General features: G+C 69.7%; 23 protein-coding genes. 14 read left to right on the top strand and 9 right to left on the bottom strand.

All coding sequences use genetic code 11. The annotated features are described in order from the left end of the window. Window positions 1-12 precede the first annotated feature (12 nt). The 3 genes from G6R20_RS05625 to mptB are packed head-to-tail and all read right to left on the bottom strand — an operon-like array spanning window position 13 to window position 3348. Window positions 13-804, bottom strand: coding sequence for an ABC transporter permease (locus G6R20_RS05625; RefSeq protein ID WP_120283288.1), 792 nt, complete (start codon window positions 802-804; stop codon window positions 13-15). Then, window positions 801-1736: an ABC transporter ATP-binding protein gene (locus G6R20_RS05620; RefSeq protein ID WP_096905450.1), complete on the bottom strand. Its 936-nt coding sequence runs from the start codon at window positions 1734-1736 to the stop codon at window positions 801-803. Before G6R20_RS05620 ends, G6R20_RS05625 begins: the two co-directional genes overlap by 4 nt. Window positions 1737-1761: 25 nt before the next feature. Continuing rightward, window positions 1762-3348: a polyprenol phosphomannose-dependent alpha 1,6 mannosyltransferase MptB gene (mptB, locus tag G6R20_RS05615; RefSeq protein ID WP_163375793.1), complete on the bottom strand. Its 1587-nt coding sequence runs from the start codon at window positions 3346-3348 to the stop codon at window positions 1762-1764. A gap of 156 nt (window positions 3349-3504) precedes the next feature. On the opposite strand from mptB, the gene G6R20_RS05610 reads away from it, so the two are divergent. The 8 genes from G6R20_RS05610 (at window position 3505) to G6R20_RS05575 (ending at window position 10918) form a co-directional block, all read left to right on the top strand. Further along, window positions 3505-4242: a metalloregulator ArsR/SmtB family transcription factor gene (locus G6R20_RS05610; RefSeq protein WP_163375792.1), complete on the top strand. Its 738-nt coding sequence runs from the start codon at window positions 3505-3507 to the stop codon at window positions 4240-4242. Further along, a complete protein-coding gene (gene sufB / locus G6R20_RS05605) occupies window positions 4239-5690 on the top strand; it encodes a Fe-S cluster assembly protein SufB (RefSeq protein ID WP_119191701.1) in 1452 nt (483 codons plus the stop codon). The genes G6R20_RS05610 and sufB overlap by 4 nt, the downstream gene beginning before the upstream one ends. Window positions 5691-5695: 5 nt before the next feature. Beyond that, entirely contained in the window at window positions 5696-6904 is a 1209-nt protein-coding gene (gene sufD, locus G6R20_RS05600; protein WP_154827474.1) for a Fe-S cluster assembly protein SufD, read from the top strand. Between the two features lie 55 nt (window positions 6905-6959). Then, a complete protein-coding gene (gene sufC / locus G6R20_RS05595; protein ID WP_067716304.1) occupies window positions 6960-7730 on the top strand; it encodes a Fe-S cluster assembly ATPase SufC in 771 nt (256 codons plus the stop codon). 18 nt (window positions 7731-7748) lie between these two features. Continuing rightward, window positions 7749-9008, top strand: coding sequence for a cysteine desulfurase (locus G6R20_RS05590; RefSeq protein ID WP_163375791.1), 1260 nt, complete (start codon window positions 7749-7751; stop codon window positions 9006-9008). Then, the gene (gene sufU / locus G6R20_RS05585) at window positions 9005-9457 is read left to right on the top strand and encodes a Fe-S cluster assembly sulfur transfer protein SufU (RefSeq protein ID WP_120283272.1); all 453 of its coding nucleotides are present in this window, start codon (window positions 9005-9007) and stop codon (window positions 9455-9457) included. Before G6R20_RS05590 ends, sufU begins: the two co-directional genes overlap by 4 nt. Before the next feature lie 5 nt (window positions 9458-9462). Next, window positions 9463-9933, top strand: coding sequence for a metal-sulfur cluster assembly factor (locus tag G6R20_RS05580; protein ID WP_067716296.1), 471 nt, complete (start codon window positions 9463-9465; stop codon window positions 9931-9933). A gap of 136 nt (window positions 9934-10069) precedes the next feature. Further along, entirely contained in the window at window positions 10070-10918 is an 849-nt protein-coding gene (locus tag G6R20_RS05575; protein WP_240341290.1) for a hypothetical protein, read from the top strand. On the opposite strand, the gene G6R20_RS05570 is transcribed toward G6R20_RS05575, so the two are convergent. Then, the gene (locus tag G6R20_RS05570) at window positions 10880-12112 is read right to left on the bottom strand and encodes a lycopene cyclase family protein (RefSeq protein ID WP_163375790.1); all 1233 of its coding nucleotides are present in this window, start codon (window positions 12110-12112) and stop codon (window positions 10880-10882) included. The two genes, G6R20_RS05575 and G6R20_RS05570, sit on opposite strands and share 39 nt — an antisense overlap. 36 nt (window positions 12113-12148) lie before the next feature. Between G6R20_RS05570 and G6R20_RS05565 the strand changes: the two genes are divergently transcribed. The 5 genes from G6R20_RS05565 (at window position 12149) to G6R20_RS05545 (ending at window position 16803) form a co-directional block, all read left to right on the top strand. After that, entirely contained in the window at window positions 12149-12943 is a 795-nt protein-coding gene (locus tag G6R20_RS05565; RefSeq protein ID WP_163375789.1) for a thioesterase family protein, read from the top strand. A 432-nt stretch (window positions 12944-13375) separates the two neighbouring features. After that, a complete protein-coding gene (locus G6R20_RS05560) occupies window positions 13376-15007 on the top strand; it encodes an ABC-F family ATP-binding cassette domain-containing protein (RefSeq protein WP_163375788.1) in 1632 nt (543 codons plus the stop codon). 152 nt (window positions 15008-15159) lie between these two features. Further along, window positions 15160-15600: a universal stress protein gene (locus G6R20_RS05555; RefSeq protein ID WP_163375787.1), complete on the top strand. Its 441-nt coding sequence runs from the start codon at window positions 15160-15162 to the stop codon at window positions 15598-15600. 114 nt (window positions 15601-15714) lie between these two features. After that, window positions 15715-16062 carry a hypothetical protein gene (locus G6R20_RS05550; protein ID WP_069390489.1) on the top strand — a complete coding sequence of 116 codons (348 nt, stop codon included), beginning with the start codon at window positions 15715-15717 and terminating at the stop codon, window positions 16060-16062. A 111-nt stretch (window positions 16063-16173) separates the two neighbouring features. Further along, window positions 16174-16803, top strand: a complete 630-nt coding sequence (locus G6R20_RS05545; RefSeq protein WP_163375786.1) for an HNH endonuclease — start codon at window positions 16174-16176, stop codon at window positions 16801-16803. 15 nt (window positions 16804-16818) lie between these two features. Here the strand turns inward: G6R20_RS05545 and G6R20_RS05540 are convergent, their stop codons facing one another. From G6R20_RS05540 to G6R20_RS05520, 5 genes are all read right to left on the bottom strand, one after another. Next, entirely contained in the window at window positions 16819-18417 is a 1599-nt protein-coding gene (locus G6R20_RS05540) for a pyridoxal-dependent decarboxylase (RefSeq protein ID WP_163375785.1), read from the bottom strand. Then, window positions 18414-19820 carry an MFS transporter gene (locus tag G6R20_RS05535; protein ID WP_240341289.1) on the bottom strand — a complete coding sequence of 469 codons (1407 nt, stop codon included), beginning with the start codon at window positions 19818-19820 and terminating at the stop codon, window positions 18414-18416. Before G6R20_RS05535 ends, G6R20_RS05540 begins: the two co-directional genes overlap by 4 nt. A gap of 153 nt (window positions 19821-19973) precedes the next feature. Next, window positions 19974-20816: an aldo/keto reductase gene (locus G6R20_RS05530; RefSeq protein WP_163375784.1), complete on the bottom strand. Its 843-nt coding sequence runs from the start codon at window positions 20814-20816 to the stop codon at window positions 19974-19976. Window positions 20817-21046: 230 nt separating this feature from the next. Further along, window positions 21047-21616, bottom strand: a complete 570-nt coding sequence (locus G6R20_RS05525; RefSeq protein ID WP_163375783.1) for a TetR/AcrR family transcriptional regulator — start codon at window positions 21614-21616, stop codon at window positions 21047-21049. Window positions 21617-21708: 92 nt separating this feature from the next. Then, on the bottom strand, window positions 21709-24522 hold the full coding sequence (locus tag G6R20_RS05520; RefSeq protein ID WP_067714358.1) for an aconitate hydratase: 2814 nt from the start codon (window positions 24520-24522) through the stop codon (window positions 21709-21711). Window positions 24523-24776: 254 nt separating this feature from the next. Here G6R20_RS05520 and G6R20_RS05515 point away from each other — a divergent pair, with 254 nt between their 5' ends. Then, a complete protein-coding gene (locus tag G6R20_RS05515) occupies window positions 24777-25307 on the top strand; it encodes a DUF6676 family protein (RefSeq protein ID WP_163375782.1) in 531 nt (176 codons plus the stop codon).

The following is a 25307-nucleotide window of genomic DNA, read 5'->3' as shown; positions in this document are numbered from 1 at the left end:
CGGGGTCTGCTATCAGGTGAACGAGAAGTGACGCACGGCAAATCCGCCACACACGGCCGTCCAGAGGACCAGGGACAGCGCGGCCAGGGCGGGGACGCCGCCGGCGAGCGCCGTGCCCAGCGCGGAGGTCAGCGCGTAGGAGGGGACGACGACGAGGAGGTCGGCCACCGCGGAGGGGAGATCGACCACCCCGATCGCGAGTCCGGCGCCCCCAATGAGGACGAACCAGATGAGGTTGGCCAGGGCCAGGACGATCTCCGCACGCAGGGTGCCCCCGAGTAGGAGCCCCATGGCGGAGAACGCCACCGATCCCAGGGCGATCACGAGCGCCCCCAGCGCCAGCCCCGGGAGTTCGGGCCGCCATCCCAGCAGCGCCGCGATGACGCCGAGGACGACCGCCTGGCCGGCCACCAGCACGAGCGTCGCGAGGATCTTGCCGAGGATGATGACCGCCGGCGGCAGGGGGGTGCCCCCGAGACGTTTGAGGGCGCCGTACCGGCGGTCGAAGCCCACGGCGATCGCCTGGCCGGTGAAGGCTGTCCCCATGACGGAGATGGTCAGTACCGCGGTGATCGCGTGATCGACCCGCGGATCCGGTACCGCACCGAAGTCGATCGCGGTGAGGCCGAAGAGGATGGCGACGGGGATGACCAGGGCCACGAGGAGCTGTTCACCGTTGCGCAGGAACAGGGCCAGCTCCATACGGGTCTGGGCGGCGGTCATCCGGGCCGGGGACGCCGGCGCCGACGGGCGGGCGAAGGTGCCGGGGGCGAAGCGGTTGCCGCCGGTCTGGGTGTGGGTCATCGCAGTTCCCGTCCGGTCAGGTCGAGGAAGACCTCCTCGAGACTCCTGGTGCGGGTGGCCAGGGAGGTGAGTTGGACGCCGGCACGCTCGAGGGCTGCACACATGGCGGTCATGAGTTCGGGGGAGACCGGGCCGTGGACCTCGAGGACGCCGGCGGCGGTCCCCGCCGCGACCGTGTGCTCCCCACCGAAAACGCCGGCGAGCAGCGACGGGGACACCTCGCCGTCGACGACGAGGGTGACGCCCTCCGCGGTCCCGGCGCGTTCGAGTTCGGCGGGCGTCCCGGAGGCGACGCGTCGGCCGTGGTCGACGATCACGACCTCGTCGGCGAGCGAGGCCGCCTCGTCCATGAGGTGGGTGGTGAGCAGCACCGCGGCGCCGTCGCGACGCAGCGCGTGTACGAGGTCCCACACGGCCCGGCGTGACTGGGCGTCGAGGCCGGCGGTCGGCTCGTCGAGGAAGACCAGCTCCGGCCGGCCGATGACCGCGATCGCCAGGGACAGCCGCTGTTGTTGGCCGCCGGACAGGCGCCGGTACGGGGTCCGGACGTGCTCGGTGAGCCCGAGTTCGCCCAGCAACCAGTCCGGATCGAGGGGATCGGCGTAGTAGGACGCCACCAGCCGGAGCATCTCGCCCACCCTGGCGGCGGGGTAGGAGCCGCCGCCCTGGAGCATCATCCCGATGCGGCTGCGGACCCGCTGGCGATCGATGACCGGGTCCAGGCCCAGCACCCGCACGGTGCCCGCGTCGGGACGGGCGAATCCCTCGCAGATCTCGACCGTGGTGGTCTTGCCCGCCCCGTTGGGTCCCAGCAGGGCCATGACCTGCCCGCGCTCGAGTCGCAGGTCCAGGCCGGCGACGGCGGTGGTCGCCCCGAACCTCTTGACGAGCCCCTCGACGTGCAGCGCGGGCGTATCCGTCGGAGAGGTCACGGGATCCGAGTGTAGGCCGGTCCGGCTAGCGGAAGCGCAACAGCCCCGGCCACCGGAACAGTGCGACGAGCAGGACGGCGACCACCGCCACGGTCGCCGCCCAGGCCTGGACGGTCACGAACGGGGGCAGTCCCGCACCCGGCGGGAGGGTGAAGCAGGCCAGCACCGCGCTGACGGCGACCACCGGGAGGCGGAATTCCACCCGTGAGGCCCACGCGGCCAACGGGACCAGCGCCCACAGGACGTACCAGGGCTGCACGACGGGGAAACACAGGACGATCGCGGCCATGGACACCCCCAGCCCGCCGACCGGGTTGATCCGACCCGCCTGGACCGCGAACAGCATGCGGACGGTGAACGCGCCGGCCGCGACCAGGGCGGCGGTCTGCACCATGACGAGGATCTGTTCGGTGTGGTCCCCGAGCCCGAGATACTGTCCGATCCCGCCGACGATCACACCGAGCGCGGTGGGCGGGGAGAGCCAGCTGCGCAGCGAGGTGGCCGCCCCGAGTTTGGTGATCCAGCCGAGGCCGGACGAGGTGACAACCATCGCCGCCCCGGTGGTCACACCGCTCACCGCCACCATGACCGACGCCGCGCGCAGGGTGGCGGACCAGCTCGCACCCCACCGGCGCGCCAGGGCCATGCCGATGAACCCCAACGCCACCACGGTGGGGAGTTTGACCAGGGCCGACCCGGTGACCAGGACGGTGCCCAGGATGAACAGCGAGGTGGTGCGCCACCCGGATCCGGGGGCGTCCACCGCGCGGAGCGCCAGAACCAGTCCGACCGCCAGCAGGCCCATCATCAGCGCCTCGGAGTGGATGCCGGAGACGAGGTGGAACAGGACCAGGGGGTTGGCCACGGCCAGCCAGAGGGCGGCGACGTCGGACACGCCGCAGTACTCGGCGAGCCGTGGGACGGCCCAGCCCAGCATGAGGATCCCGATCACGGCCACGACCCGGTGCAGGATGGTCCCGGCCACCACGTCGTCGCCGGTGAGCCCGTGGATGACCTTCTGCACCCCCAGGAACAGCGGTCCGTACTGGTTGGGCGTATCGCGCCAGATGTCCGGGACGTTGATGGTGAGCGCGTGGGAGGTCCCCAGTGCAGGGACCGGTCCGAGTTCGTAGGGATCGTCGAGCTCGTTGCCGATCGCTCCCTGTGCCAGGTAGCTGTAGACGTCCCGGCTGAACATCGGCGGCGCCAGCGCGAGGGGGAGCGCCCATGACGCGATCACCCGGTCGAGCGTCGCGCGGTCGATCCGACCACTGATCCGGCCCCGCCGATCCCGCCCGAGCACGTACGGGGCGAGCAGCAGCCAACACAGGGTCACCGTGACCATCCCCGCCATGACGACCGTCATCGAGGACTGCTGCAGGCGCAGCCACAGGCCGAACAGTCGCTCGCCGGCGATCGGGTTCTGCAGGACGGGCAACGCGCCGGCCCCGAGCGCCCCGATCGCCATCGCCACGGCGGCGGTGGTGCCGATCAGACGGATGCGGCGCAGGCGGGCCATCTCCGCGGACAACGGGGACCCGGTGGACAGTTCCTGCGCGTGGAGGCGGGAGGTGACCGACCCGGCACCACGCCTGGGGTAATCGCGTGCCACAGTCCCGACCCTTCCTCCACCGCCGCTGTCGTCGCACACCTCACCCCGGCGGCGCGCCCGGGGGTGGGGGGAATATTTCCGAAACAGAAGTGTTGCGTAATATCAGGAGGTGCGTCCCGACCGGGCGCACCGAGCATAACCGGAAGGGAGTGGCGTATGAGCGTGCAGCACGTGTTCGAGAGCAGCACGCGGCCCGACACCCGCTCGTCGATCCGGGAACTCCTGTTGGAGCGCGGAGCACTCACCGCCGTCGAGATCGGACACGAGCTGGGGCTCACCGCCGCCGGTGTCCGGCGACACCTGGACCATCTGGTCGAGGCCGGCGAGGTGGAGGCCGTCCGTTCGCGGCCGGCGGGAACCCGCGGTCGCCCGGCCAAGGCGTTCCAGATGACCGTCTCCGGTCGCAGCACCGCCCGCCACGGGTACGACCACCTGGCGGTCGAGGCCCTGACCGCCCTGCGTCGAATCGGCGGCACGGCCGCGGTCACGGAGTTCGCCCGCGAGCGGGTGCGCTCGGTGATCGGTCACGTCCGTCCGGCCGAGGGCCCGCACGACGTCGAGCGCGCCGCCACGGACATCGCCACCGCGCTGTCCGGTGCCGGCTACGCGTCCTCCGTAGAGGAGGCGGGCACCGGCCTGCAGATCTGCCAGCACCACTGCCCGGTGTGGAACGTCGCCTCCCGGTTCCCCGAACTGTGCGCTACCGAGCAGGAGGTGGTGTCCGAGATAGTGGGCACCCACGTCCAGCGGCTCGCCACCATCGCGGGCGGAAACTGCGCCTGCACCACCAACATCCCGACCGGGACCGTGACCGTGAGTGACCTCGCGGCCACGATCCCTGCACCGGCCGACGCGTCCGCGTCGGCACCGACCGCCGAAAGGACAGTGCGATGACCATCACCCCCGATCAGGTGACGGCCGACGTCACGGAGCCGACCACCGATGAGGAACGAATCGCCTCCATCGGCCAGTACAACTACGGCTGGCACGACTCCGACGACGCCGGTGCCACCGCGCAGCGCGGCCTGTCCGAGGCGGTCGTGCGTGACATCTCCGCCAAGAAGAGCGAATCCGACTGGATGCTCTCCAAGCGGCTCAAGGCCCTGAAGATCTTCGACAAGAAGCCGATGCCCACCTGGGGTTCGGATCTGTCCGGTATCGACTTCGACAACATCAAGTACTTCGTCCGTTCCACGGAGAAGCAGGCCACCAGCTGGGAGGACCTGCCCGAGGACATCAAGAACACCTACGACAAGCTCGGCATCCCCGAGGCGGAGAAGCAGCGGCTCGTGGCCGGCGTCGCCGCGCAGTACGAGTCCGAGGTGGTCTACCACCAGATCCGTGAGGACCTGGAGAGCCAGGGTGTCATCTTCATGGACACCGACACGGCGCTCAAGGAGCATCCCGAGTACTTCGAGGAGTACTTCGGCTCGGTCATCCCCTCCGGTGACAACAAGTTCTCCGCCCTCAACACGGCCGTCTGGTCCGGTGGCTCGTTCATCTACGTCCCGCCGGGCGTGCAGGTGGACATCCCGCTGCAGGCGTACTTCCGGATCAACACCGAGAACATGGGCCAGTTCGAGCGGACGCTGATCATCGTCGACGAGGGCGCCTACGTCCACTACGTCGAGGGCTGCACCGCGCCGATCTACAAGTCGGACTCCCTGCACTCCGCGGTCGTCGAGATCGTCGTCAAGAAGGGCGGCCGGTGCCGCTACACGACCATCCAGAACTGGTCGAACAACGTCTACAACCTCGTCACCAAGCGTGCCCGTGCCGAAGAGGGCGCCACCATGGAGTGGATCGACGGCAACATCGGCTCCAAGGTGACGATGAAGTACCCGGCGGTCTGGCTGACCGGTGAGCACGCCAAGGGCGAGGTCCTCTCCGTGGCGTTCGCCGGTGAGGGCCAGCACCAGGACACCGGTTCCAAGATGCTGCACCTGGCGCCCAACACGTCCTCGAACATCGTCTCCAAGTCGGTGGCTCGGGGCGGCGGGCGGTCCGCGTACCGCGGTCTGGTCCAGATCAACGCCGGCGCGAAGGGCTCGAAGTCCAACGTCGAGTGCGACGCGTTGCTGGTCGACAACATCAGCCGGTCCGACACCTACCCCTACATCGACATCCGGGAGGATGACGTCACGCTGGGGCACGAGGCCACGGTCTCCAAGGTGAGCCAGGACCAGCTGTTCTACCTCATGAGCCGCGGCCTGGCCGAGGACGAGGCGATGGCCATGATCGTGCGTGGTTTCGTCGAGCCGATCGCCAAGGAACTCCCGATGGAGTACGCGCTCGAGCTCAACCGCCTGATCGAACTGCAGATGGAAGGATCGGTGGGCTGACCACCATGACCGACACCACCGCACCCGAGACCGGGTCCACCCCGGCACCCCTGACGGACCGCTACGGCGTCCCCGTCGACGCCACCAAGGGCGACCAGTTCTCGTCGTTCGACGTGGGCGCCTTCGAGGTACCCAGCCACAAGGACGAGATCTGGCGGTTCACCCCGCTGCGTCGTCTGCGCGGTATCCACGACGGCTCCAACATCACCGCGACCGGTCGCCTGCTGGCGTCCGTCGCCGAGCACGACGGTCTGACCGTCGAGACGGTCGCCATGGACGACAAGCGCGTCGGCGAGGCCGGGGCACCCCGCGACCGCGTCGCCGCACAGGCGTTCAGCTCCGCCTCCGAGGCCACCGTCATCACGGTCGCCAAGGAGACCGTGATCGACGAGCCCGTCTACGTGACCGTCGACGGCCCGGGCGAGGGCGAACTGGCCTACGGCCACACCCAGGTCCGCCTCGAGGCGTTCGCCAACGCCACGTTCGTCGTGGACCAGCGTGGCGGCGGAACGATCGCCGAGAACGTCGAGTTCATCGTCGGCGACTCCGCCCACCTCGAGATCGTGCTCATCCAGGACTGGGACGACGACGCCCTGCACCTCGCGGGTCACCACCTACAGGTCGGCCGCGACGCGACACTGACCTACACGACGGTGACGTTCGGTGGCGAGCTCGTGCGCGTCTCCCCGTTCGCACGGTTCACCGCCCCCGGCGGCACGGTCACCCTCAACGGCCTGTACTACGCCGACGACGGGCAGCACCTCGAGCACCGTCTTCTCGTGGACCACTCGGAGCCCAACTGCACCTCGCGGATCCTCTACAAGGGTGCGCTGCAGGGCGACGCCAAGTCGAGCCTGCCGGACGCACACACCGTGTGGATCGGTGACGTGCTGATCCGCGCCCGGGCCGTGGGCACCGACACGTATGAGATGAACCGCAACCTTGTACTCACCGACGGTGCCCGCGCCGACTCGGTCCCGAACCTGGAGATCGAGACCGGCGAGATCGCCGGTGCGGGCCACGCCAGCGCCGTGGGACGGTTCGACGAGGAGCAGTTGTTCTACCTCATGTCCCGGGGCATTCCCGAGGACGTCGCACGGCGACTCGTGATCCGCGGGTTCTTCGGCGAGGTGATCAACCGCATCGGCGTTCCGGAGGTGCGCGAGCGGATCACCGAGGCCGTCGAGTTGGAGCTGGAGTCCTCCGGCATCTGACGAGCCCCGCCAGTACATCCCCCACGACTTCTCACACAGATTGCGAGCACTACCCATGACCACTCTCGAGATCAAGGGCCTCACGGCCCGCGTCGCCGCGACCGAGGACTCTCCCGAGACCGTCGAGATCCTCAAGGGAGTCGACCTGACCATCGAGTCGGGCCAGACCCACGCCATCATGGGGCCGAACGGCTCCGGCAAGTCCACCCTCGCCTACGTCATCGCCGGCCACCCCAAGTACGAGGTCACCGGCGGCACCGTGACGCTCGACGGCGAGGACGTCCTGTCGATGGAGGTCGACGAGCGGGCCCGCGCCGGCCTGTTCCTGGCCATGCAGTACCCGACCGAGATCCCCGGGGTCTCCACCGCGAACTTCCTGCGCTCCGCGGCCACCGCCGTCCGCGGTGAGGCCCCCAAGCTCCGCCACTGGGTGAAGGAGGTCAAGGAGGCCATGTCCGACCTCGACTTCGACCCGGCGTTCTCCGAGCGCAGCGTCAACGAGGGATTCTCCGGCGGCGAGAAGAAGCGTCACGAGATCCTGCAGCTGGACCTGCTCAAGCCGAAGATCGCCGTGCTCGACGAGACCGACTCCGGCCTCGACGTGGACGCGCTTCGCGTGGTCTCCGAGGGTGTCAACCGCTACAAGGCGGAGGAGAACGGCGGCATCCTGCTCATCACGCACTACACCCGCATCCTGAAGTACATCACCCCCGACAAGGTCCACGTGTTCGTCGACGGCCGCGTCGCCGCCTCCGGTGGCGCAGAACTGGCCGACGAGCTCGAGGCGAACGGGTACGAGAAGTACCTGACGCCGGCGAACGCCTGACCGGACAGCTGGGAGAACATGACCTCGACCCTCGATCTCACCGCCGTGCGCTCGGATTTCCCGATCCTGCAGCGCACGGTCCGTGACGGAAAGCCCCTGGTCTACCTCGACTCCGGGGCGACCTCGCAGCGCCCGATGCAGGTGTTGGACGCGGAGCGGGACTTCCTGCTGCACTCCAACGCGGCGGTCCACCGCGGTGCGCACCAACTCGCCGAGGAGGCGACGGACGCCTACGAGGGCGCCCGTGCCGACATCGCGCGGTTCGTGGGTGCCGACGTCGACGAGCTGGTCTTCACCAAGAACGCCACCGAGGCGCTCAACCTCGTGGCCTTCGCCCTTGGTGACCAGCGCTTCGGCGAGTACGCGGTGGGCCCCGGGGACGAGGTCGTCATCAGCGAGCTCGAGCACCACGCGAACCTCGTGCCGTGGCAGGAGCTATGCCGACGCACCGGCGCCACACTGCGTTGGTACGGCATGACCGACGACGGTCGGATCGACCTCGACTCGCTCGAGCTCACCGACGCCGTCAAGGTCGTCGCACTGACCCACCAGTCCAACGTCACCGGCGCGGTGACGGACGTCGCCCGCGTGGTGGAGTCCGCCCGGGCCGTCGGCGCGCTCGTCGTGCTGGACGCCTGCCAGTCGGTGCCGCACATGGCGGTGGACTTCCACGCCCTCGGCGTCGACTTCGCGGCGTTCTCCGGCCATAAGATGCTCGGGCCCACCGGCATCGGCGTCCTCTACGGCCGGCGCGAGTTGCTGCAGGCCATGCCCCCGGTCCTCACCGGCGGGTCGATGATCTCCACCGTCACCATGGAGGAGACGACCTACGCCGACCCGCCCCAGCGATTCGAGGCCGGGGTGCCCATGGTGTCCCAGGCGGTCGGGCTCGCCGCGGCGGTGCGCTACCTCGAGCAGGTCGGGATGGAGACCATCGCCCGCCACGAGGAGTCCCTCACCGTGGCCGCGCTCGACGCCCTCGGCCAGATCCCGGGGATCCGGATCGTCGGCCCGACGGACATGGTCTCGCGCGGCGGCGCCGTCTCCTTCGTCGTGGACGGCATCCACGCCCACGACGTGAGCCAGGTGCTCGACGACGACGGTGTGGCCGTCAGAGTGGGGCACCACTGCGCGTGGCCGCTGCACCGGCGTCTCGGCGTGCAGTCCACCGTGCGGGCCTCGTTCGCGCTGTACAACACCCTCGACGAGGTCGAGGCTCTCGCGAGGTCCCTGCGCCGAGCCCAGCAGTTCTTCGGAGTGGAAGGGGCACTCACGTGAAACTCGAGCAGATGTACCAGGAGGTCATCCTCGACCACTACCGCCGTCCGCAGCACAGCGGACTGCGGGAGCCCTTCGGCGCCGAGGTGCACCACGTCAATCCCACCTGTGGCGACGAGCTGACACTGCGGTTGCGGTTGTCCGACGATCTCGCCACCGTGGAGGACGTGTCCTACGACGCGCAGGGATGTTCCATCAGCCAGGCCTCGACCTCGATGATGGCCGAGTTGCTGGTCGGCCGTCCCGTGGCGGAGTCGCTGGAGGTGGTCGACGCCTTCCAGGCGATGATCTCCTCCCGCGGACAGGACGAGGGCGACGAGGAGATCCTCGACGATGCCGTGGCGCTGGCCGGGGTGTCGAGGTACCCCGCGCGCGTCAAGTGCGCACTGCTGGGCTGGATGGCGTTCAAGGACGCCCTCGGCCGACAGACCGAACACCATCAGGAGTGAGTGACATGACCGAGCAGATGACCCCTGCCAACGATCCGTCGGTCGACGAGTCCGCGTCGACCGAGGAGAACGCCACCCCGGCCGGAACCGTCTACAACGGCGAGTTCCGCCCCGACCCCAACCGGCCGGAGCAGTCCGAGGAGGACCTGGCCCTCGTCGCGGACCTCGAGGAGGCCATGCGCGACGTGGTCGACCCCGAGCTCGGGATCAACGTGGTCGACCTCGGGCTGGTCTACGACATCTGGGTTCGCCCGGGTGAGACCGAGGGCTCGACGATCGCCCGCGTCGACATGACGTTGACCTCCGCGGCCTGCCCCCTGACGGACGTCATCGAGGATCAGGCCCGCAGCGCGACGATCGGCGCCGATCTCGTCAACGACCTCGAGCTCAACTGGGTCTGGATGCCGCCGTGGGGACCGCAGATGATCACCGACGACGGCCGCGAGCAGCTCCGCGCCATCGGCTTCACGGTGTAGCCGCGCCCCGGTCACGCGACAGAGCGCCCGCCCCCTCGAGAGGGGGCGGGCGCTCTTCGTGTCCGGGTCGTTCTTCCGGCTGGGGGCCAGACGACCTGATTGGCTGTTCCGTTCACCGGCCGTTTACGCTGAATACATGTCTCGCCCCGCTGACCGACCGTCAGACCGTCCGGTCGGCGGACCCTCCGGTGGCCCGATCGACACCCCGTCGGATGAGGACCGCGGCGCGGCGGACGCCGCGGCCGGTTCTCAGGACCGGGCCCGGGCCCGGACGATGAGTCTCACCAAGGCGACCGCGTGGGTGGTGCTGCCCCCGTCGATCCTGCTCGCGCCGCTGTCCGGCTTCCTGCTCCTCATGGTCCACCGCACGGGCAGCGACCAGCCCTGGCACACCTGGAACCTCCTGTGGACGGCCTTCGACATCGGCGCCGAGGGCAACATCGCGGTGTGGTTCGCCTCGACGATCTGGCTCCTCGTCGGTATCTTCGCCGCCCTCGCCGCTCTCACCGCCGACAGGTTCCGGAAGTCGTGGTGGCTCTTCGCCGCGGTCGGCGTCACCGCCTCGGTGGACGAGGCCTCCGCCCTGCACGAGCGATTGTTCGTGGTGGGGGACAGGATGGCCCCGTACCTGCCGTTCGACACCTTCTACAACTGGGTGATCCCCGGCGCGATCATCGCGCTGGTCGTCGGAGCGCTGCTGATCCGCCTCGTGTTGGCGCTGAAGCGTCGGGGGGTTCTCGCACTGATCCTCTCGGCCGTGGTCTTCCTGACCGGCGCGATCGTCATCGAGAGCCTGACCGGTCTCGTCCATCGCGCGGACGCCGGCATGTCGACGCCCTATCTCGTCCTGATGTACATCGAGGAGACCTTCGAACTCGTGGCCGTGGCCGTCGCGGCCGTGGCGCTGTCGACCATGTTCCACCTCTCGCGGCGTCCGGGCGGCCTGTCACTCACCTTCGACGGGTACCGTCCGCGTTCCGGCTGAGGTGATCGGTACACCCCCGCCCGACGTACGAGCCGACGGGCGCAGCACCGCCGCGGCCATCCCGGCCTTGCCACGGACGGGCATGGAGATCCACATGCCCCACATGGCGGCGGCCACCTGGTAGGAGGGGCTGGCGGCGTCGAGGAACCAGCGCTGACGGCGACCGTCGAGTCGACCGAAGGCGTTGAACAGCGCCCGCAGGGTGCGCTCATCAGCCCGCAGGAGGACGCGCAGTCCGACACCGTGGAGGGCCGTGCTCAGCGGCGACCGCGGTGCCGGCAACGGGTATCCCGCCTCGATCGCGTGCACCGCCGCCGGCACCGCCGCCAACATCGCCGCCACCGAGTACCCCGTCGCCGCGTGCCCGTGGCCACCGGCGGTGCCGAACGCCTCGACCCGCGGGTCCTCCGTTAGCTCGGCGCGGGGCAGGAGCGGGATCCGTACGCGCTCGACGGACAGCGGCGACGCGATCGCCGCGGGGGACACCCCCCGGCCCGCCAGTCTCGAGCGGAGCCGGCTCGCCAGGACGGCGGGATCCGGAGCGGGCAGGCCCGCCAGACACGTCTCCTCCAGCAGTACCCGGTCCGGTCCCACGGGGATCGCGTACAGGAAGCTGGGCCCGACCTCGTCGTCGTCGCTGTCGTCGTCGTTCCGGCCGCGGACATAGTCGGTCCGCCAGTCCATGAACAGGGCGTTCTCCCCGCACAGCGCCGGCGCCGCATCGGCCGCGTCCACGACGATCCCGTAGGCCGTCTGGAGGGGGCCCCGGTTGAGCCGGCCGCCGGCGCCGCGGCAGTCCACCACGCGGTGCGCGCGAGCGGTCAGGGCCTGGACCCCTGTGTCGTCGACCTCCGCGAGTTCGACGGTGACGCCGGGGCCGAGCGGAAGCGCGCGGCGCAGGGCCTCGTTGTCCAGCACGGCGTACTCACGGCGCAGCACGGCTCTGTCGGGCGCGTACAGGGCGGCGGCCGGCACGGTGTGGGCGAGCACGTCCACCCCGCACGCCTCGGGCCGGAGCCACGGGGGGATCTGGTCGGCCCACACCGAGAGGGTCTGGCGCCACGGCGCATCCGGGCGCGGGTCCAGCGCCAACACGGTGAGACCGGCTGCGGCACAGCGGGAGGCGAGCGCGCGGCCGGCGGGACCGAGCCCGACGACAGCGACGTCGTACAGACCGCCACCCGTAGCATTCATCAGGATCGACACTACCGCCCGCACGAGAGGGGACCCATGTCCGACGCGTTCTACCAGCAGGTCGACGAGGCCCGCTTCGAGTCCACGGCACTCACCGCCGGGCCGTGGTCCGCCGAGGCCCAGCACGCCGGCCCGCCGAGCGCGCTGCTGGTGCGGGCCATGGAACGGGCCGGCTCCGGCTCCGACTCCGCCCCGGACATGAGACTGGCGAGGGTGTCCGTCGACGTCCTGGGCCCCGTGCCGGTGGCGCCCCTGGACATCGAGGTGCGCACGATCCGACCCGGGCGCAGCGTGGAGCTGCTCGAGGCGACCGCGTCCGTGGGCGGCCGGTCGACGTTGGTCGCGCGCGGCTGGCTGATGCGGCGCACGTCCGCGGACTATCCCGTGGTGGGCGATCACGCGGCGCCGCCGGTGCCCGAGAAGCGCGAGCGCGATCCCATGATGAGTTTCGCCCACGCCGGCGGGTACCTCTCGGTGGTCGACTTCTCCTACGAATCCGGCGGCGGGGACGAACTGGGTCCGGCCCGGGCGTGGGGGCGGGCGCGGGTCGACCTGGTCGCCGGGGAGCGGATGACCGGGTGGCAGCACACCGTGGTGGTGGCCGACTCCGCGAGCGGCGTCTCCCTGGCCACCGACCCGGTCGACCACCCGACGATCAACTGCGACCTGGTGGTCTCCCTGCACCGCGAGCCCGAGCCCGGCTGGGTGCGCCTGGATTCGGAGACGATCGGCGGGCCCGGCCACGGGGCACTCACCGACACGCTGCTCTCGGACGACCACGGTCCGATCGGCCGCAGCGTGCAGAACCTGTACGGGCGCAGCGCGGGTTGAAGGCAGGCCGGGCGGGGTGGCCAGGCTCTTGCAGTCGCCCCTCACGATGGCGTCTGGCCTGCCCCGATGCGCAGGCGAGACGCCATCGTGAGGGGCGAGGAGGGCTGTCGTGGCCATCTGCAGAAGCGAGGCGCCAGGGCCAGGAGCGGCTGCAGACAGCGGTCGGCCCGCGGCCAGCAGGACGCGACGCCGCCAAGGCGCCGACCTCATCCGACGTACGCCAGTCAGGCCGCCCACAGGTCGCAGCGACCGACGCGCGGCAAGAGAATCCGCCGGAAGGCGAACTCGGCGCACGCTCTCTGGTCGCGGAGACCCACGTCACCGGACTCGTCGGCGCACTCGCGCCGCAGGTAGAGTGGCAGGTCGGCCCGGACTCGTCAGCGGGCGGGCCGCCGACTCTTCCCCGAACGCTACAGCGAGGTACCCGCGCACGTGATCACCATCGACGACCTTGAGGTGCGCGCCGGCGTGCGCACCCTGCTCCACATGGACGGGTCCTCGCTGCGGGTCCAGCCCGGCGACCGGATCGGCCTGGTGGGACGGAACGGCGCGGGTAAGACGACGACGATGAGGATCCTCGCCGGCGAAGGTGAACCCTACGCCGGGAAGGTCGTCCGGACCGGTGACCTGGGATATCTGCCGCAGGACCCGCGTGAGGGCAACATGGACCAGCTCGCGCGCAGCCGGGTCCTCTCCGCCCGCGGGCTGGACGTGATCATGGCCGACATGACCGCCGCCCAGGAGCAGATGGTCTCCGCACCGGACGACAAGGCCATGGACAAGGCCGTGCGTAAGTACGGGCGCCTCGAGGACGAGTTCTCCGCCCGCGGCGGTTACGAGGCCGAGAGCGAGGCCGCACGCATCTGCAACAGCCTGGGGCTGGAGGACCGGATCCTCACCCAGAATCTGGGCACCTTGTCCGGCGGTCAGCGCCGCCGCGTGGAGTTGGCGCGGATCCTGTTCGCCGCCTCCGACGGTGCCGGCAAATCGCAGACCATGCTGCTGCTCGACGAGCCCACCAACCACCTCGACGCCGACTCCATCACCTGGCTGCGCCAGTTCCTCGAGAAGCACGAGGGCGGGCTGATCATCATCTCCCACGATGTCGAGCTGCTCGAGGCCGTGGTGAACAAGGTGTGGTTCCTCGACGCCGTGCGCGGGGAGATCGACGCCTACAACATGGGGTGGAAGAAGTACCTCGACGCCCGCGCCACGGACGAGGCCCGGCGCCGACGTGAGAAGGCGAATGCGGAGAAGAAGGCCTCGCAGCTCAAGATGCAGGCCGCCAAGCTGGGCGCCAAGGCCACCAAGGCGGCCGCCGCCAAGCAGATGATCCGGCGTGCCGACGCCATGATCGACAATCTCGACGAGGTCCGCGTCGCCGACAAGGCTGCGCGGATCAAGTTTCCCACTCCCGCGGCCTGTGGCAAGACGCCGCTGTTCGCCAAGGGCCTGACCAAGATGTACGGCTCGCTCGAGGTGTTCGCCGGAGTCGACCTGGCGATCGACAAGGGCAGCCGCGTGGTGGTGCTGGGTTACAACGGTGCCGGAAAGACGACTCTGCTCAAGCTGCTCGCCGGTGTGGAACGCACCGACGGCGAGGGCGGCGTCGTCTCCGGGTACGGGCTCAAGATCGGCTACTTCGCCCAGGAGCACGACACCCTGGACATGGACGCCAGCGTGTGGGAGAACATCCGCCACGCTGCGCCGGACGCGGGGGAGCAGGAACTGCGCAGCCTGCTGGGGGCGTTCATGTTCACCGGCCCCCAACTCGAGCAGCCGACAGGCACGCTCTCCGGTGGTGAGCGCACGCGTCTGGCGCTGGCCGGGCTGGTGTCCTCGGCAGCCAACGTCCTCCTGCTCGACGAGCCCACGAACAACCTGGACCCGATCTCGCGCGAGCAGGTCCTCGACGCTCTACGGACGTATGAGGGTGCGGTCGTGCTGGTCACGCACGACCCCGGCGCCGTCGAGGCGTTGGAGCCGGAGCGGGTCATCATCCTGCCGGACGGCACGGAGGACCTATGGAGCCAGGAGTACATGGAGATCGTCGAACTCGCGTAACCCAGCGCAGCGAGGGCACGCGGACGTTCGCGCATGTGACCGTCGAACTCGCGTAACCTCACGGGACCTCTCCGGCAGGTCTACGGTGGAAGGTGTCGTCGGTGCACGACAGTCCGGGGCACCGTCGGCATCTCGCCGGAGGAGGACAGCTCATGGACACCAGGCCAGTAGTCGTCGGAGTCGACGGCGGACCGGATTCGCTACGGGCCCTGAAGTGGGCAGCCGAGTACGCGGCAGCGCTCGACGCGCCACTGATCGCCCTGACCGCGTACCAATTGCCAGCGGTCTACGGCCCGTATGCAATGGCTGGGTGGGAGGACTCCTCCGAGTTGGAGAGCAGCGCGCGCGAGATGCTCGCGGACGCGGTGCGCAACGCCCTGGGGGAGGACGCCTCGTACAAGCCGGCCGTCCTGCAGGGCCACGCGGCCGAAGCGTTGATCGCTGCATCCGGGGACGCCCGGCTCGTGGTGGTCGGTAGCCGCGGACGAGACGGGTTCACCGGGATGCTGCTCGGCTCGGTCAGTCAGCACGTCGTGGCGCACGCGCACTGCCCCGTGGCCGTCCTGCCGCACTCGAGCCACGAAACCGACTAGCGGCGCCACCCGCCGGGGGGCGTCACATGCAGCATCCACGCCCCACCGAGTCAAGCGTCACACAGGAGACCCTTACCTGCAATGCTGTCGCGCTGACCTGAGACAATTCGCCCCATGGACACTGTCATCCAGATCATCCTCATCCTGCACTTCATCGGTCTCGCCGGGATCATCGGTGGTTGGCTCGCCACCATCAAGGCGCCTTACATGGCGAAGGGCATCCTCCACGGCGCGATCCTCCAGGTGGTGACCGGACTGCTGCTCGTGGGCCTGCGCGAGATGCAGGACGCCGACCTCAACCACATGAAGATCGGTATCAAGCTGCTGGTCGCGATCGTCATCCTCGTCGTCGCGATCATCGGCGTCCGCAAGGAGGCCAAGGCCCAGGGCAGCACCGCGACCCTGACCCACGTCGCCGGTGTCCTGGGCATCGTCAACGTCGCGGTCGCGGTCCTCGTCTGAGGCGTCGCCCCGTATGCCGACCGCGCCCCCCGATCTCGAGTCGGGGGGCGCTTGTCGTATGGGCCGCTCACACTGGGATTAAGACCGCAACCCGGAGTGGAGGGCGAGTAGATGGATGACGCGACCCGCGATGTCCCTGGTGCACGAGTGGCCGCGCCGGAGCTCGAGGACAAGGCGGATGTGCTGGCGGATGTCGCCGATGCGATCGCGACCGTTGGGCTTGACGAAGGCAGTCGGATACTCCGCCTCCGCTACCCGTTCGTGCCCGTGGAGAAGACGTCCCGGAGTTACACGGAGCGGAGGTCATTGCGTCTCTTCTACCGCGACGGGTTCGTCGACCGCTACAGCGGGACGCGTCTGGTCAACCCCGGGGCCCTACGGCTGCTCTCCGTACTGCTTCCGGAGGACTTCCCCGCGGATCCGAACTGGGCGATGTCGCGATCGCACTTCGCGTTCTGGGAGCTGTTCCCGACCATCGACCACCTGCAGCCGGTGTCCCGTGGGGGAGAGGACACCGAGGCGAACTGGGTGACGACATCCATGCTGCGCAACTCCGCCAAAGCGCACTGGACGCTCACCGAACTGGGATGGGGACTCCATCCCCCGGGCGATCACGCCCAGTGGGACGGGTTGACCGACTGGTTCGTGCGGTACCTCCGGGCGAATCCCGCTCCTATCGCGGTGCCGTACATCGGTCGGTGGTTCCGGGCGTCTGCCGAGATCCAGGCGGAGTTCGCCTGAATCACTCCATCACCGTCACTCCATCACCGCCGCGAGGTAGGCGCGGACCAGGCGGCCGCCCACGCCGGCGGGCAGCCGCTCGATCGCCGCGAGGAGCGGCGCCATCCCCGCATCGCCGCCACCCTCGGCCCCGGCCTCGTCGTCGGCGAGGACGCCACCCACGAGCGCATGGACCTCGTCCTCCGACAGGGCGAGCAGGTCGGCGGGGGAGAGGGCCCCTGTCTCGAGCGCGTCGAGCACGTCGGCGAACCCCGTTGGAGGAACTGGATCAGGCTGCCCGCGGACCTCGTCTGCGGCCTCAAACGCCACGCGGAGGATCTCCTCGACGAGCCGTTCGGTCACCGGGGTGATGGTGAGGTGGGACGACGACGACAAGGTCCCTCGCTTCTGGCGGTAGGCGGGCTGCGCCTGGACGGCGATGCCCCTCCGGGCGCAGGCATCCGCCCAGAGGTGCGGGTGAACGCGCCGGCCGTCTCCGGCGGACTCGTCGGCGACGACCGCCAGCAGTGGGCCGGGATCGCGGTCGAGGACTCGTAGCCCCTCGATGCCGGACAACCCGTCGACCAACCGATCGGTCGCCCGGGCGGTCCGGGCGACCAGTTCACGCTGCCCGCCGTCGCCGAGCGCCTCGAGCACCGTCCACGCCGCCGCGGCGGGTTCGAGCGGTTTGGATCCGGCGAGCGTCGGGTTGACCACCGGGTAACCGGGCCAGTCGACGGTGGCGAACCATGCCGCCCGGTGGCGTTCGCGGCCCCGGCTGAGCAGCACCGACGTGCCCTTGGGTGCGAAACCGTACTTGTGTACGTCCGCCGAGATGCTGGTGACCCGCGCGACACGGAGGTCCCAGAGCGGCATCGGGTTCGGCTCGGTGGCGTCCGGACCGGCGGGGTCCGGACCGGGCCAGAACGGCAGCACTAGGCCGCCGAGACAGGCGTCGACGTGCAACCCGATGCGCGGATCGTGCACGGCCTCGAGCCCGGCGGCGACCTCGGCCACGGGGTCGATCACGCCGTTCGGGTAGGCGGGCGCCGAACACACCACCAGCACCGTGTCCCCATCGACCGCCGCGAGGAGCTCGGCGGCGGTCACCCGCCCCGTCCCGGGATCGACCTCGACGCCGACGAACCTCAGGCCCAGCAGGTGCGCGGCCTTGCGGAACGCCGCGTGCACCGTCACCGGCGCGACGATCGTTCCACCGTCGCCCGGCTGTCGACCGGAGACCTCGCGGGCGGCGAGGCAGGCGAGCATGCAGCTCTCGGTGCCACCGGACGTGACGTTCCCGTAGATGTCGCGGCCTCGCGCGTCACCACCCTCGCCCCCCTCGCCACCCGCGCCCGCGGACCGTCCACGGAGAATGTCGCGCACACGGTCGACTATGCCGCCGTGGATCCGGGCGACCGAGGAGTACACCGTGGGGTCGAGGCCGTTGACGCCATGGGCGAGACGAGCCGCGCGGGTCGCCAGTTCGTCGAGTTCGGCGAGCCCGGAATCGTAGACGTACGAGAGGACCCGGCCCCCGGTGGTCGGCGGGTCCTGCGCCCGCATCGCGGCGAGGCGGGCCAGCGCGTGTTCCCCGCGATCGGTGATCTCCAGGGCGAGGGGATCGGGGGTCATGTTCGCTCCGTCCATCGGGGATAGGACCGGCCGAGAGTCCGGATCAGCAGCAGGCTCGCGCCGGCGAGGAGCGCGGGAACCAGGGAGAACGCGAGGACGATGGCCCAGTGCGCCGTCCCGGGCTGATCGGACACCCCGCCGGAGCGGAAACCACCGAATGCCAACAGGGCGAGCACGACTACCGGGCCCAGGGCCATCGCGCCGGTCTCCGACGCCGTCCACAGGCCGCTCATCGCGCCACTTCGTCGTCGTCCCCCCAACGAGCGATCCAGGTCGGTGCAGTCGGGCAGCATCGACATCGGTAGAGCCTGCATTCCCGCGTACGCGACACCCGCCATCGCCACCGGGAGGTGGACCCACGCGCCGGGGGAGAAGCCGGCCGGGATGAGCAGCAGGGTCGCCACCGTGAACAGCGCCGTGGCCGCGGCCAGCGCCGGCACCTTCCCGCGGGCGTGCGCGAGACGGGTCCACAGCGGCATCACGAGTAGCGCAGGGCCCACCAGTGCGAGGAAGAGCCCGGTCAGAGCGGTCTCGTCACCCAGCACGTAGGTCGCCACGTACTGGCCGCCCGCGAGCATCACGGCCGTCGCGACAGCCTGCAGACAGAACACCGCGACGAGCAGCCGGAACGGCCGCGTGACCCGCAGCGCGTCGAGTCCGTCGCGATACTCGTGCGCGAGCCCACCGGCCGGCGCGTCGGCCCGCATGATCGTGCTGCGGCCCGCCACGAACGTCGACCACAGCATGCCCATGAGCATCAGCGCGGCGACCCCGACGGCCATCACCACGTATCCGGTGGGCCCGCCGCCGGCGGCGTCGCGCAGCGCCGGGCCCCCGCCCCCGGTGAGCAGGATCGCCGCGGCGAGAACGGCCACCCGCCACGCCAGCAGCGTCACCCGGGCGGCGGCGTCATCGGTGAGCTCGGCCGGCAGTGCCAGATACGGCACCTGGAAGCACGAATACGCGATCGAGGCCAGGAGGAAGAAGCCCATCACCCACACCCCGGCCGCGCCCGTGCTCCAGCCGGGCGGCGCCGAGAAGGTCGCCACGAACAGCAGCGGCAGGGCCAGCGCGCCGAACAGCATCAGGCCCGTGCGATAGCCGCTGCGGTGGGACGCCCTGTCCGAGATCGCGCCGATGAGCGGGTAGGCCAGGACGTCGATGACCTTGGGCACCAGCACGAGCACCGTCGCGACGGCCGCCGCCACCCCGATCGAGTCCGTGAGGTAGTACGCCAGCACCAAACCGGGCAGGGTGCCGAACGCACCCGTGCCGAGGCTGCCCGCCGCGTACGAGGCGAGGACCGGAGCCGTGGTGGACCGGTCGGTCACTGTCCGGCCCGGCGCGCCGCGGGGAGCCCCGCCCGCGCCGGGCTCCCCGCCCGTGTCCGCGGTGGTGGTCATGGACCGACTCTAGGGCGCTTGCGGCCCGTCGCGCCGTCGAAAAGAGCGTTCCGCACACCTACCTCTCGGCAAACGTGTGCGGAACTGTCTTGTCGACGGGGTTGGGCGACGGGGTCGGGAGCCGGGGTCTGGCGGTGGGGTCTGGCGGTGGGGTCAGCCGCGCCAGTCGAAGGTGTCCGGGTCCGGGCCCGAACGGGTGCCGTTGTGCAGCGCGGTGATGGAAGCCATCTGCTCGTCCGACAGCTCGAAGTCGAACACCTCGAGGTTCTCGCGCATGCGGGCCGGGCTCGAGGACTTGGGGAAGACGATGTCGCCCCGCTGCAGCACCCACCGGAGCACGACCTGGGACACCGTGCGCCCGACCTGCTCGGCGAGCGCCTGCAACTGGGGGTCACCGAAGACCGCGCCCTGGGCCAGCGGACTCCACGCCTCCACAGCGATGCCCCGCTCGACGCACGCCGCGCGCAGGTCGTCGTTGACGAAGTACGGGTTGGACTCGATCTGGTCGACCGTCGGGGTGCTCAGGCCGGCCTCCGCCAGTCGCGCGAGGTTCGCCGCGGTGAAGTTGGAGACGCCGATCGAGTCGACGGCCAGGTCGGAGCGGATCTCCTCCATCGTCTCCCACACGGTGGCGACGTCGTTGTGCATCGCCAGTGGCCAGTGCACGAGGTAGAGGTCGATGCGCCCGCCCAGAGCCTCGAGCGAACGCTCGGTGGCTTCACGGGCGGCGGTGCGCTCGTGGAAGGTGTTGTTGAGTTTGGTGGTGATCCAGAACTCGTCGCGCGGGATGCCGGACGCCGCGACGGCCCGGCCCACGCCCTCCTCGTTGCCGTACATCTGAGCGGTGTCGAGGTGGCGGTAACCGGCTTCGATCGCGTCGGTGACGACCTTCTCGGTGTCGGCGGGCGGGACCTGGAAGGTGCCGAATCCGACCTGGGGGATCGAGCGGCCGTCGTTCAGGGTGAGCTGGGGGATCTGCGTGTCAGGTGTGGACATGCGACCAACGTACGCGCCGTTCCCGTGGCCCCGCCGAGAAGAGGATCTCGTGCACGCTCACTCGACCGATACGCGCGTTTTCCTCTTCTCGGCGGGAACCTGCGGAGGCGGCGGAGGCGGCGGAGGCGGCGGAGGCGGCGGGAACCTGCGGAGGCGGCGGAGGCGGCGGGAACCTGCGGAGGCGGCGGAGGCGGCGGAGGCGGCAGGCCCGGCGGGAGACCGGCTCCGGGTCACCCCTGCCCGGTCCGCAGGGACGCCTCGACGAGGTCGAGCATCTCGCTGACGTGCTCGGTGCCGCGACCCGTCGCCAGGTGAGTGATGAGGCCATCGAGCACGATGTCGAGGTACACACGCAGCACGTCCGCGGGGATGTCGGTGCGCATCCTTCCGGACGCCTTCTGTTCGCGGAGGCGGGCCACGACCGCCGCGTCGACCTCCGCCTGTCGGTCCGTCCACCGTTCCCGGAAGTCCGGGTCGGTGCGGATCCGCCGGGCGATCTCCAGACGCGTCCCGAGCCAGGAGAACCCCTGGGGGTCGGCGAGGATCTCCCGCATCACCTGGACCAGACCCTGCGCGGCCACGGTGGCGGCCATCGCCGCCGCGTCGTCGTGCGCGAGTGCGAGGAAGAGCGCGTCCTTGTCGTCGAAGTGGTGGAAGATGGCACCCCGGCTCAGTCCGGTGGCCTCTTCCAGACGACGCACCGTGGCGCCCTCGAACCCGTACTCGGCGAAGCACTCACGTGCGCCTGACAGGATCTGGTGTCGCCGGGCGTCCATGTGGTCCTGACTGACCCTGGGCATCTCGCTACCTTCCTTCGGAAACACCGCGGCGGTGCGCAGCCACCGTGCCTGAGCAGGGGAAACCGCGCACCGCCGTTGATGTGGGAGGCCGATCAGCCCTTGATCATGTTCCGCAGGACGTACTGCAGGATGCCGCCGTTGCGGTAGTAGTCCGCCTCACCGGGGGTGTCGATGCGCACCTTGGCGTCGAACTCGACGACCTGGCCGTCCTCCTTGGTGGCGGTGACCTTGACCGTCTTGGGCGTGGTGCCGTTGTTCAGCTCCTCGATGCCGGAGATGTCGAAGGTCTCCGTGCCGTCGAGCCCGAGCGTCTCGTGGGACTCGCCCTCGGGGAACTGCAGCGGGATGACGCCCATGCCGATGAGGTTGGAGCGGTGGATGCGCTCGAACGACTCGGTGATCACGGCGCGGACGCCGAGCAGGCGCGTGCCCTTGGCGGCCCAGTCACGCGAGGAGCCGGTCCCGTACTCCTTGCCGCCGAGCACGACGAGTGGGGTGTTCTGCTCGGCGTAGTTCTGCGCGGCGTCGTAGATGAACGCCTGCGGCGCACCCTCCTGGGTGAAGTCCCGGGTGTATCCGCCCGTCACGCCGTCCAGCAGCTGGTTCTGCAGCCGGATGTTGGCGAACGTGCCGCGGATCATGACCTCGTGGTTGCCGCGGCGGGAGCCGAAGGAGTTGTAGTCTTTGCGCTCCACACCATTGGCGTCGAGGTACTGCGCCGCCGGGGTGCCCGGCTTGATGGTCGACGCCGGCGAGATGTGGTCGGTGGTGACCGAGTCGCCGAGCTTGGCCAGGACGCGGGCGCCCTTGATGTCGGTGACGGGCTCCGGCTCCATCTCCATGCCCTCGAAGTACGGGGCCTTGCGGACGTAGGTCGACTTCTGGTCCCACTCGAAGGTCTTGCCGTCCGGGGTGCTGAGACCGCGCCAGCGCTCGTCACCGGCGAACACGTCGGCGTACTTGGACTTGTACTCGTTGGACGAGATGGAGGCCTTGATGGTCTCCTCGATCTCCTCGGAGGTGGGCCAGATGTCCTTGAGGAAGACGTCGTTGCCCTCCTTGTCCTTGCCCAGCGAGTCGTTCTCGAAGTCGAAGTCCATCGAGCCGGCGATCGCGTAGGCGATGACCAGCGGCGGGGACGCCAGGTAGTTCATCTTGACGTCCTGGTTGATCCGGCCCTCGAAGTTGCGGTTACCGGACAGGACGGCGGTCGCGGTGAGGTCGTTCTCCTGGATCGCGGCGGAGATCTCCTCCGGCAGCGGACCGGAGTTGCCGATGCAGGTGGTGCAGCCGTAGCCGACGAGGTGGAAGCCGAGAGCCTCCAGGTCGGGCCAGAGACCGGCACGCTCGTAGTACTCGGTGACGACCTGCGAGCCCGGGGCCATGGAGGTCTTGACCCACGGCTTGGCCGTGAGGCCCTTCTCGTGCGCCTTGCGGGCGACGAGCCCGGCGCCGATCATCACCGACGGGTTGGAGGTGTTGGTGCACGAGGTGATCGACGCGATGGACACGATGCCGTGGTCCAGCACCATCTCCGTGTCGCCGACCTTGACCTCGACCGGCTTCGACGGGCGGCCCTCGGAACGCGTGGACGCGTCGGCGCGGACCGCGCCTTCCTCGGCATGGGCGAGGGTCACCTTGCCGGCGTTGTCCGACGGGGCACCGCCCTCGGACTGCATCCGGCCCTTCTCGGTGTCACCGAGCGGCTTGGCCTCGCCGTCCACGTAGTTGTGGATGTCCTTGCGGAACGCGCTCTTGGAATCGGAGAGCTCGATGCGGTCCTGGGGACGCTTCGGGCCGGCGATCGACGGGACGACGTCCCCGAGGTCCAGCTCCAGGTACTCGGAGAAGACGGGCTCCTCGGAGTCCGGGTGGAGCCACATGCCCTGCTCCTTGGCGTAGGCCTCGACGAGGGCGAGCTGCTCCTCGTCGCGGCCGGTCAGGCGCAGGTAATCGATGGTCTCGCCGTCGATCGGGAACATGGCGCAGGTGGAGCCGAACTCCGGGCTCATGTTGCCGATAGTGGCGCGGTTGGCCAGCGGCACGGCCGCGACACCGGCGCCGTAGAACTCGACGAACTTGCCGACGACGCCGTGCTTGCGCAGCATCTCGGTGATCGTCAGCACCACGTCGGTGGCGGTGACGCCCGGCTTGATCGCACCGGTGAGCTTGAAGCCCACGACGCGGGGGATGAGCATGGAGATCGGCTGACCGAGCATCGCGGCCTCGGCCTCGATGCCGCCGACGCCCCAGCCGAGGACGCCGAGACCGTTCTCCATGGTGGTGTGCGAGTCGGTACCGACACAGGTGTCGGGGTAGGCCTGGCCGTTGCGGACCATCACCGTGCGCGCCAGGTACTCGATGTTGACCTGGTGGACGATGCCGGTGCCCGGGGGGACGACCTTGAAGTCGTCGAACGCGCCCTGACCCCAGCGCAGGAACTGGTACCGCTCCTCGTTGCGCTCGTACTCGATCTCCACGTTCTTCTCGAACGAACTGGCCTGACCGAAGGACTCGATGATCACCGAGTGGTCGATGACCATCTCGGCGGGGGCGAGGGGGTTGACCTTGTCCGGGTCTCCACCGAGCTTCTCGACGGCCTCACGCATGGTGGCGAGGTCGACGATGCAGGGCACGCCTGTGAAGTCCTGCATGATCACGCGGGCCGGCGTGAACTGGATCTCGGTGTCGGGCTCGGCACTGGGGTCCCAGCTCGCCAGGGCCTCGATGTGCGCCTTAGTGACGTTCTTGCCGTCCTCGGTGCGCAGGAGGTTCTCGGTGAGGACCTTGAGCGAGTAAGGGAGCTTCTCGGCCCCCGGAACCGCCGACAGGCGGTAGATGTCGTAGGTCTCGTCGCCGACCTCAAGGGTCCCCTTGGCGCCGAAACTATCAATGCTTGCTGTCACGTCAGCTCCACTCGTGGTGCGAATGTCGGTTCGTCATCCCTCCCGGTGTCACCGCGTCTGTCTCGGGCGGCGGCGCCGGGGCGGACACAGCATCCATTGTGGACCCTGTGATCCGTCTTCGGCCGCCAATTTACCAGTACGCCCGTCCTGTATAGCCCCCGGCACGCCCGAACGTGGGCACGCGACTGCGGTTATCGCCGACGAGCGGCGCGTGGGTTCGTGGGCGACGACGGAGAGATGGCACCATGTCGCACGTGGACACTCCCTCCGATCCCGTGACGGTGCTCGCGTATGCGGCCGAGCCGATCATGTCGTTACGGGAGGACGAGGTCCCGCCCTGGCTGGACTACCAGGCCGTGGTCGCCGACCTCGCCGACGACGGGGTCTCCGCACCTGCACCGTTCGTCGAGGGCCTCCGGACCGTGGTGGACGAGGCCGGTGATCGCGGTCTGGACCTGAAGGTGGTCTATACCGAGGCGCCGGCGACCGTCTACACGGACGCCCGTGACCTCGCGGCGTTCCTGGGCGAGGAGTACGACGGCACGATCCTCGTGCGCACCCCGGTGTTCATCGGCAGCTCCAGCGACTCGATCCCGCGCCACCAACTCGAGGCCGGACAGGACGACGCCTGGGAGGAGTTCGACCCGGTGGCCTCCGCCGCGGTCTTCGCTCACAAGGTCACCGCCCCCGCTCCGCCATGGGGCACCCTGACCGCGGCCGCGATCGTGGTCACCGTGCTCGCGCTCGTCGCCTTCGCGATCGTCCTGCGACGTCGCTCACGCTGA

It is taken from the genome of Dietzia sp. Alg238-R159, from assembly GCF_900537145.1.
Classification (GTDB): Bacteria; Actinomycetota; Actinomycetes; order Mycobacteriales; family Mycobacteriaceae; genus Dietzia; species Dietzia kunjamensis.
The sequence above is the reverse complement of the archived record's forward strand: the minus strand, read 5'-3'. Positions and strand labels throughout refer to the sequence as shown.

What these genes read in the sequence shown, in the direction of transcription:
- G6R20_RS05570 (WP_163375790.1), bottom strand. Translation starts at nt 12,112, where the DNA reads ATGAATGCTACGGGTGGCGGTCTGTACGACGTCGCTGTCGTCGGGCTC.
- sufD (WP_154827474.1), top strand. Translation starts at nt 5,696, where the DNA reads ATGACCGACACCACCGCACCCGAGACCGGGTCCACCCCGGCACCCCTG.
- G6R20_RS05535 (WP_240341289.1), bottom strand. Translation starts at nt 19,820, where the DNA reads ATGACCACCACCGCGGACACGGGCGGGGAGCCCGGCGCGGGCGGGGCT.
- G6R20_RS05580 (WP_067716296.1), top strand. Translation starts at nt 9,463, where the DNA reads ATGACCGAGCAGATGACCCCTGCCAACGATCCGTCGGTCGACGAGTCC.
- G6R20_RS05590 (WP_163375791.1), top strand. Translation starts at nt 7,749, where the DNA reads ATGACCTCGACCCTCGATCTCACCGCCGTGCGCTCGGATTTCCCGATC.
- G6R20_RS05525 (WP_163375783.1), bottom strand. Translation starts at nt 21,616, where the DNA reads ATGCCCAGGGTCAGTCAGGACCACATGGACGCCCGGCGACACCAGATC.
- G6R20_RS05625 (WP_120283288.1), bottom strand. Translation starts at nt 804, where the DNA reads ATGACCCACACCCAGACCGGCGGCAACCGCTTCGCCCCCGGCACCTTC.
- G6R20_RS05610 (WP_163375792.1), top strand. Translation starts at nt 3,505, where the DNA reads ATGAGCGTGCAGCACGTGTTCGAGAGCAGCACGCGGCCCGACACCCGC.
- G6R20_RS05545 (WP_163375786.1), top strand. Translation starts at nt 16,174, where the DNA reads ATGGATGACGCGACCCGCGATGTCCCTGGTGCACGAGTGGCCGCGCCG.
- G6R20_RS05555 (WP_163375787.1), top strand. Translation starts at nt 15,160, where the DNA reads ATGGACACCAGGCCAGTAGTCGTCGGAGTCGACGGCGGACCGGATTCG.
- G6R20_RS05540 (WP_163375785.1), bottom strand. Translation starts at nt 18,417, where the DNA reads ATGACCCCCGATCCCCTCGCCCTGGAGATCACCGATCGCGGGGAACAC.
- G6R20_RS05575 (WP_240341290.1), top strand. Translation starts at nt 10,070, where the DNA reads ATGTCTCGCCCCGCTGACCGACCGTCAGACCGTCCGGTCGGCGGACCC.
- sufB (WP_119191701.1), top strand. Translation starts at nt 4,239, where the DNA reads ATGACCATCACCCCCGATCAGGTGACGGCCGACGTCACGGAGCCGACC.
- G6R20_RS05565 (WP_163375789.1), top strand. Translation starts at nt 12,149, where the DNA reads ATGTCCGACGCGTTCTACCAGCAGGTCGACGAGGCCCGCTTCGAGTCC.
- G6R20_RS05530 (WP_163375784.1), bottom strand. Translation starts at nt 20,816, where the DNA reads ATGTCCACACCTGACACGCAGATCCCCCAGCTCACCCTGAACGACGGC.
- G6R20_RS05550 (WP_069390489.1), top strand. Translation starts at nt 15,715, where the DNA reads ATGGACACTGTCATCCAGATCATCCTCATCCTGCACTTCATCGGTCTC.
- sufC (WP_067716304.1), top strand. Translation starts at nt 6,960, where the DNA reads ATGACCACTCTCGAGATCAAGGGCCTCACGGCCCGCGTCGCCGCGACC.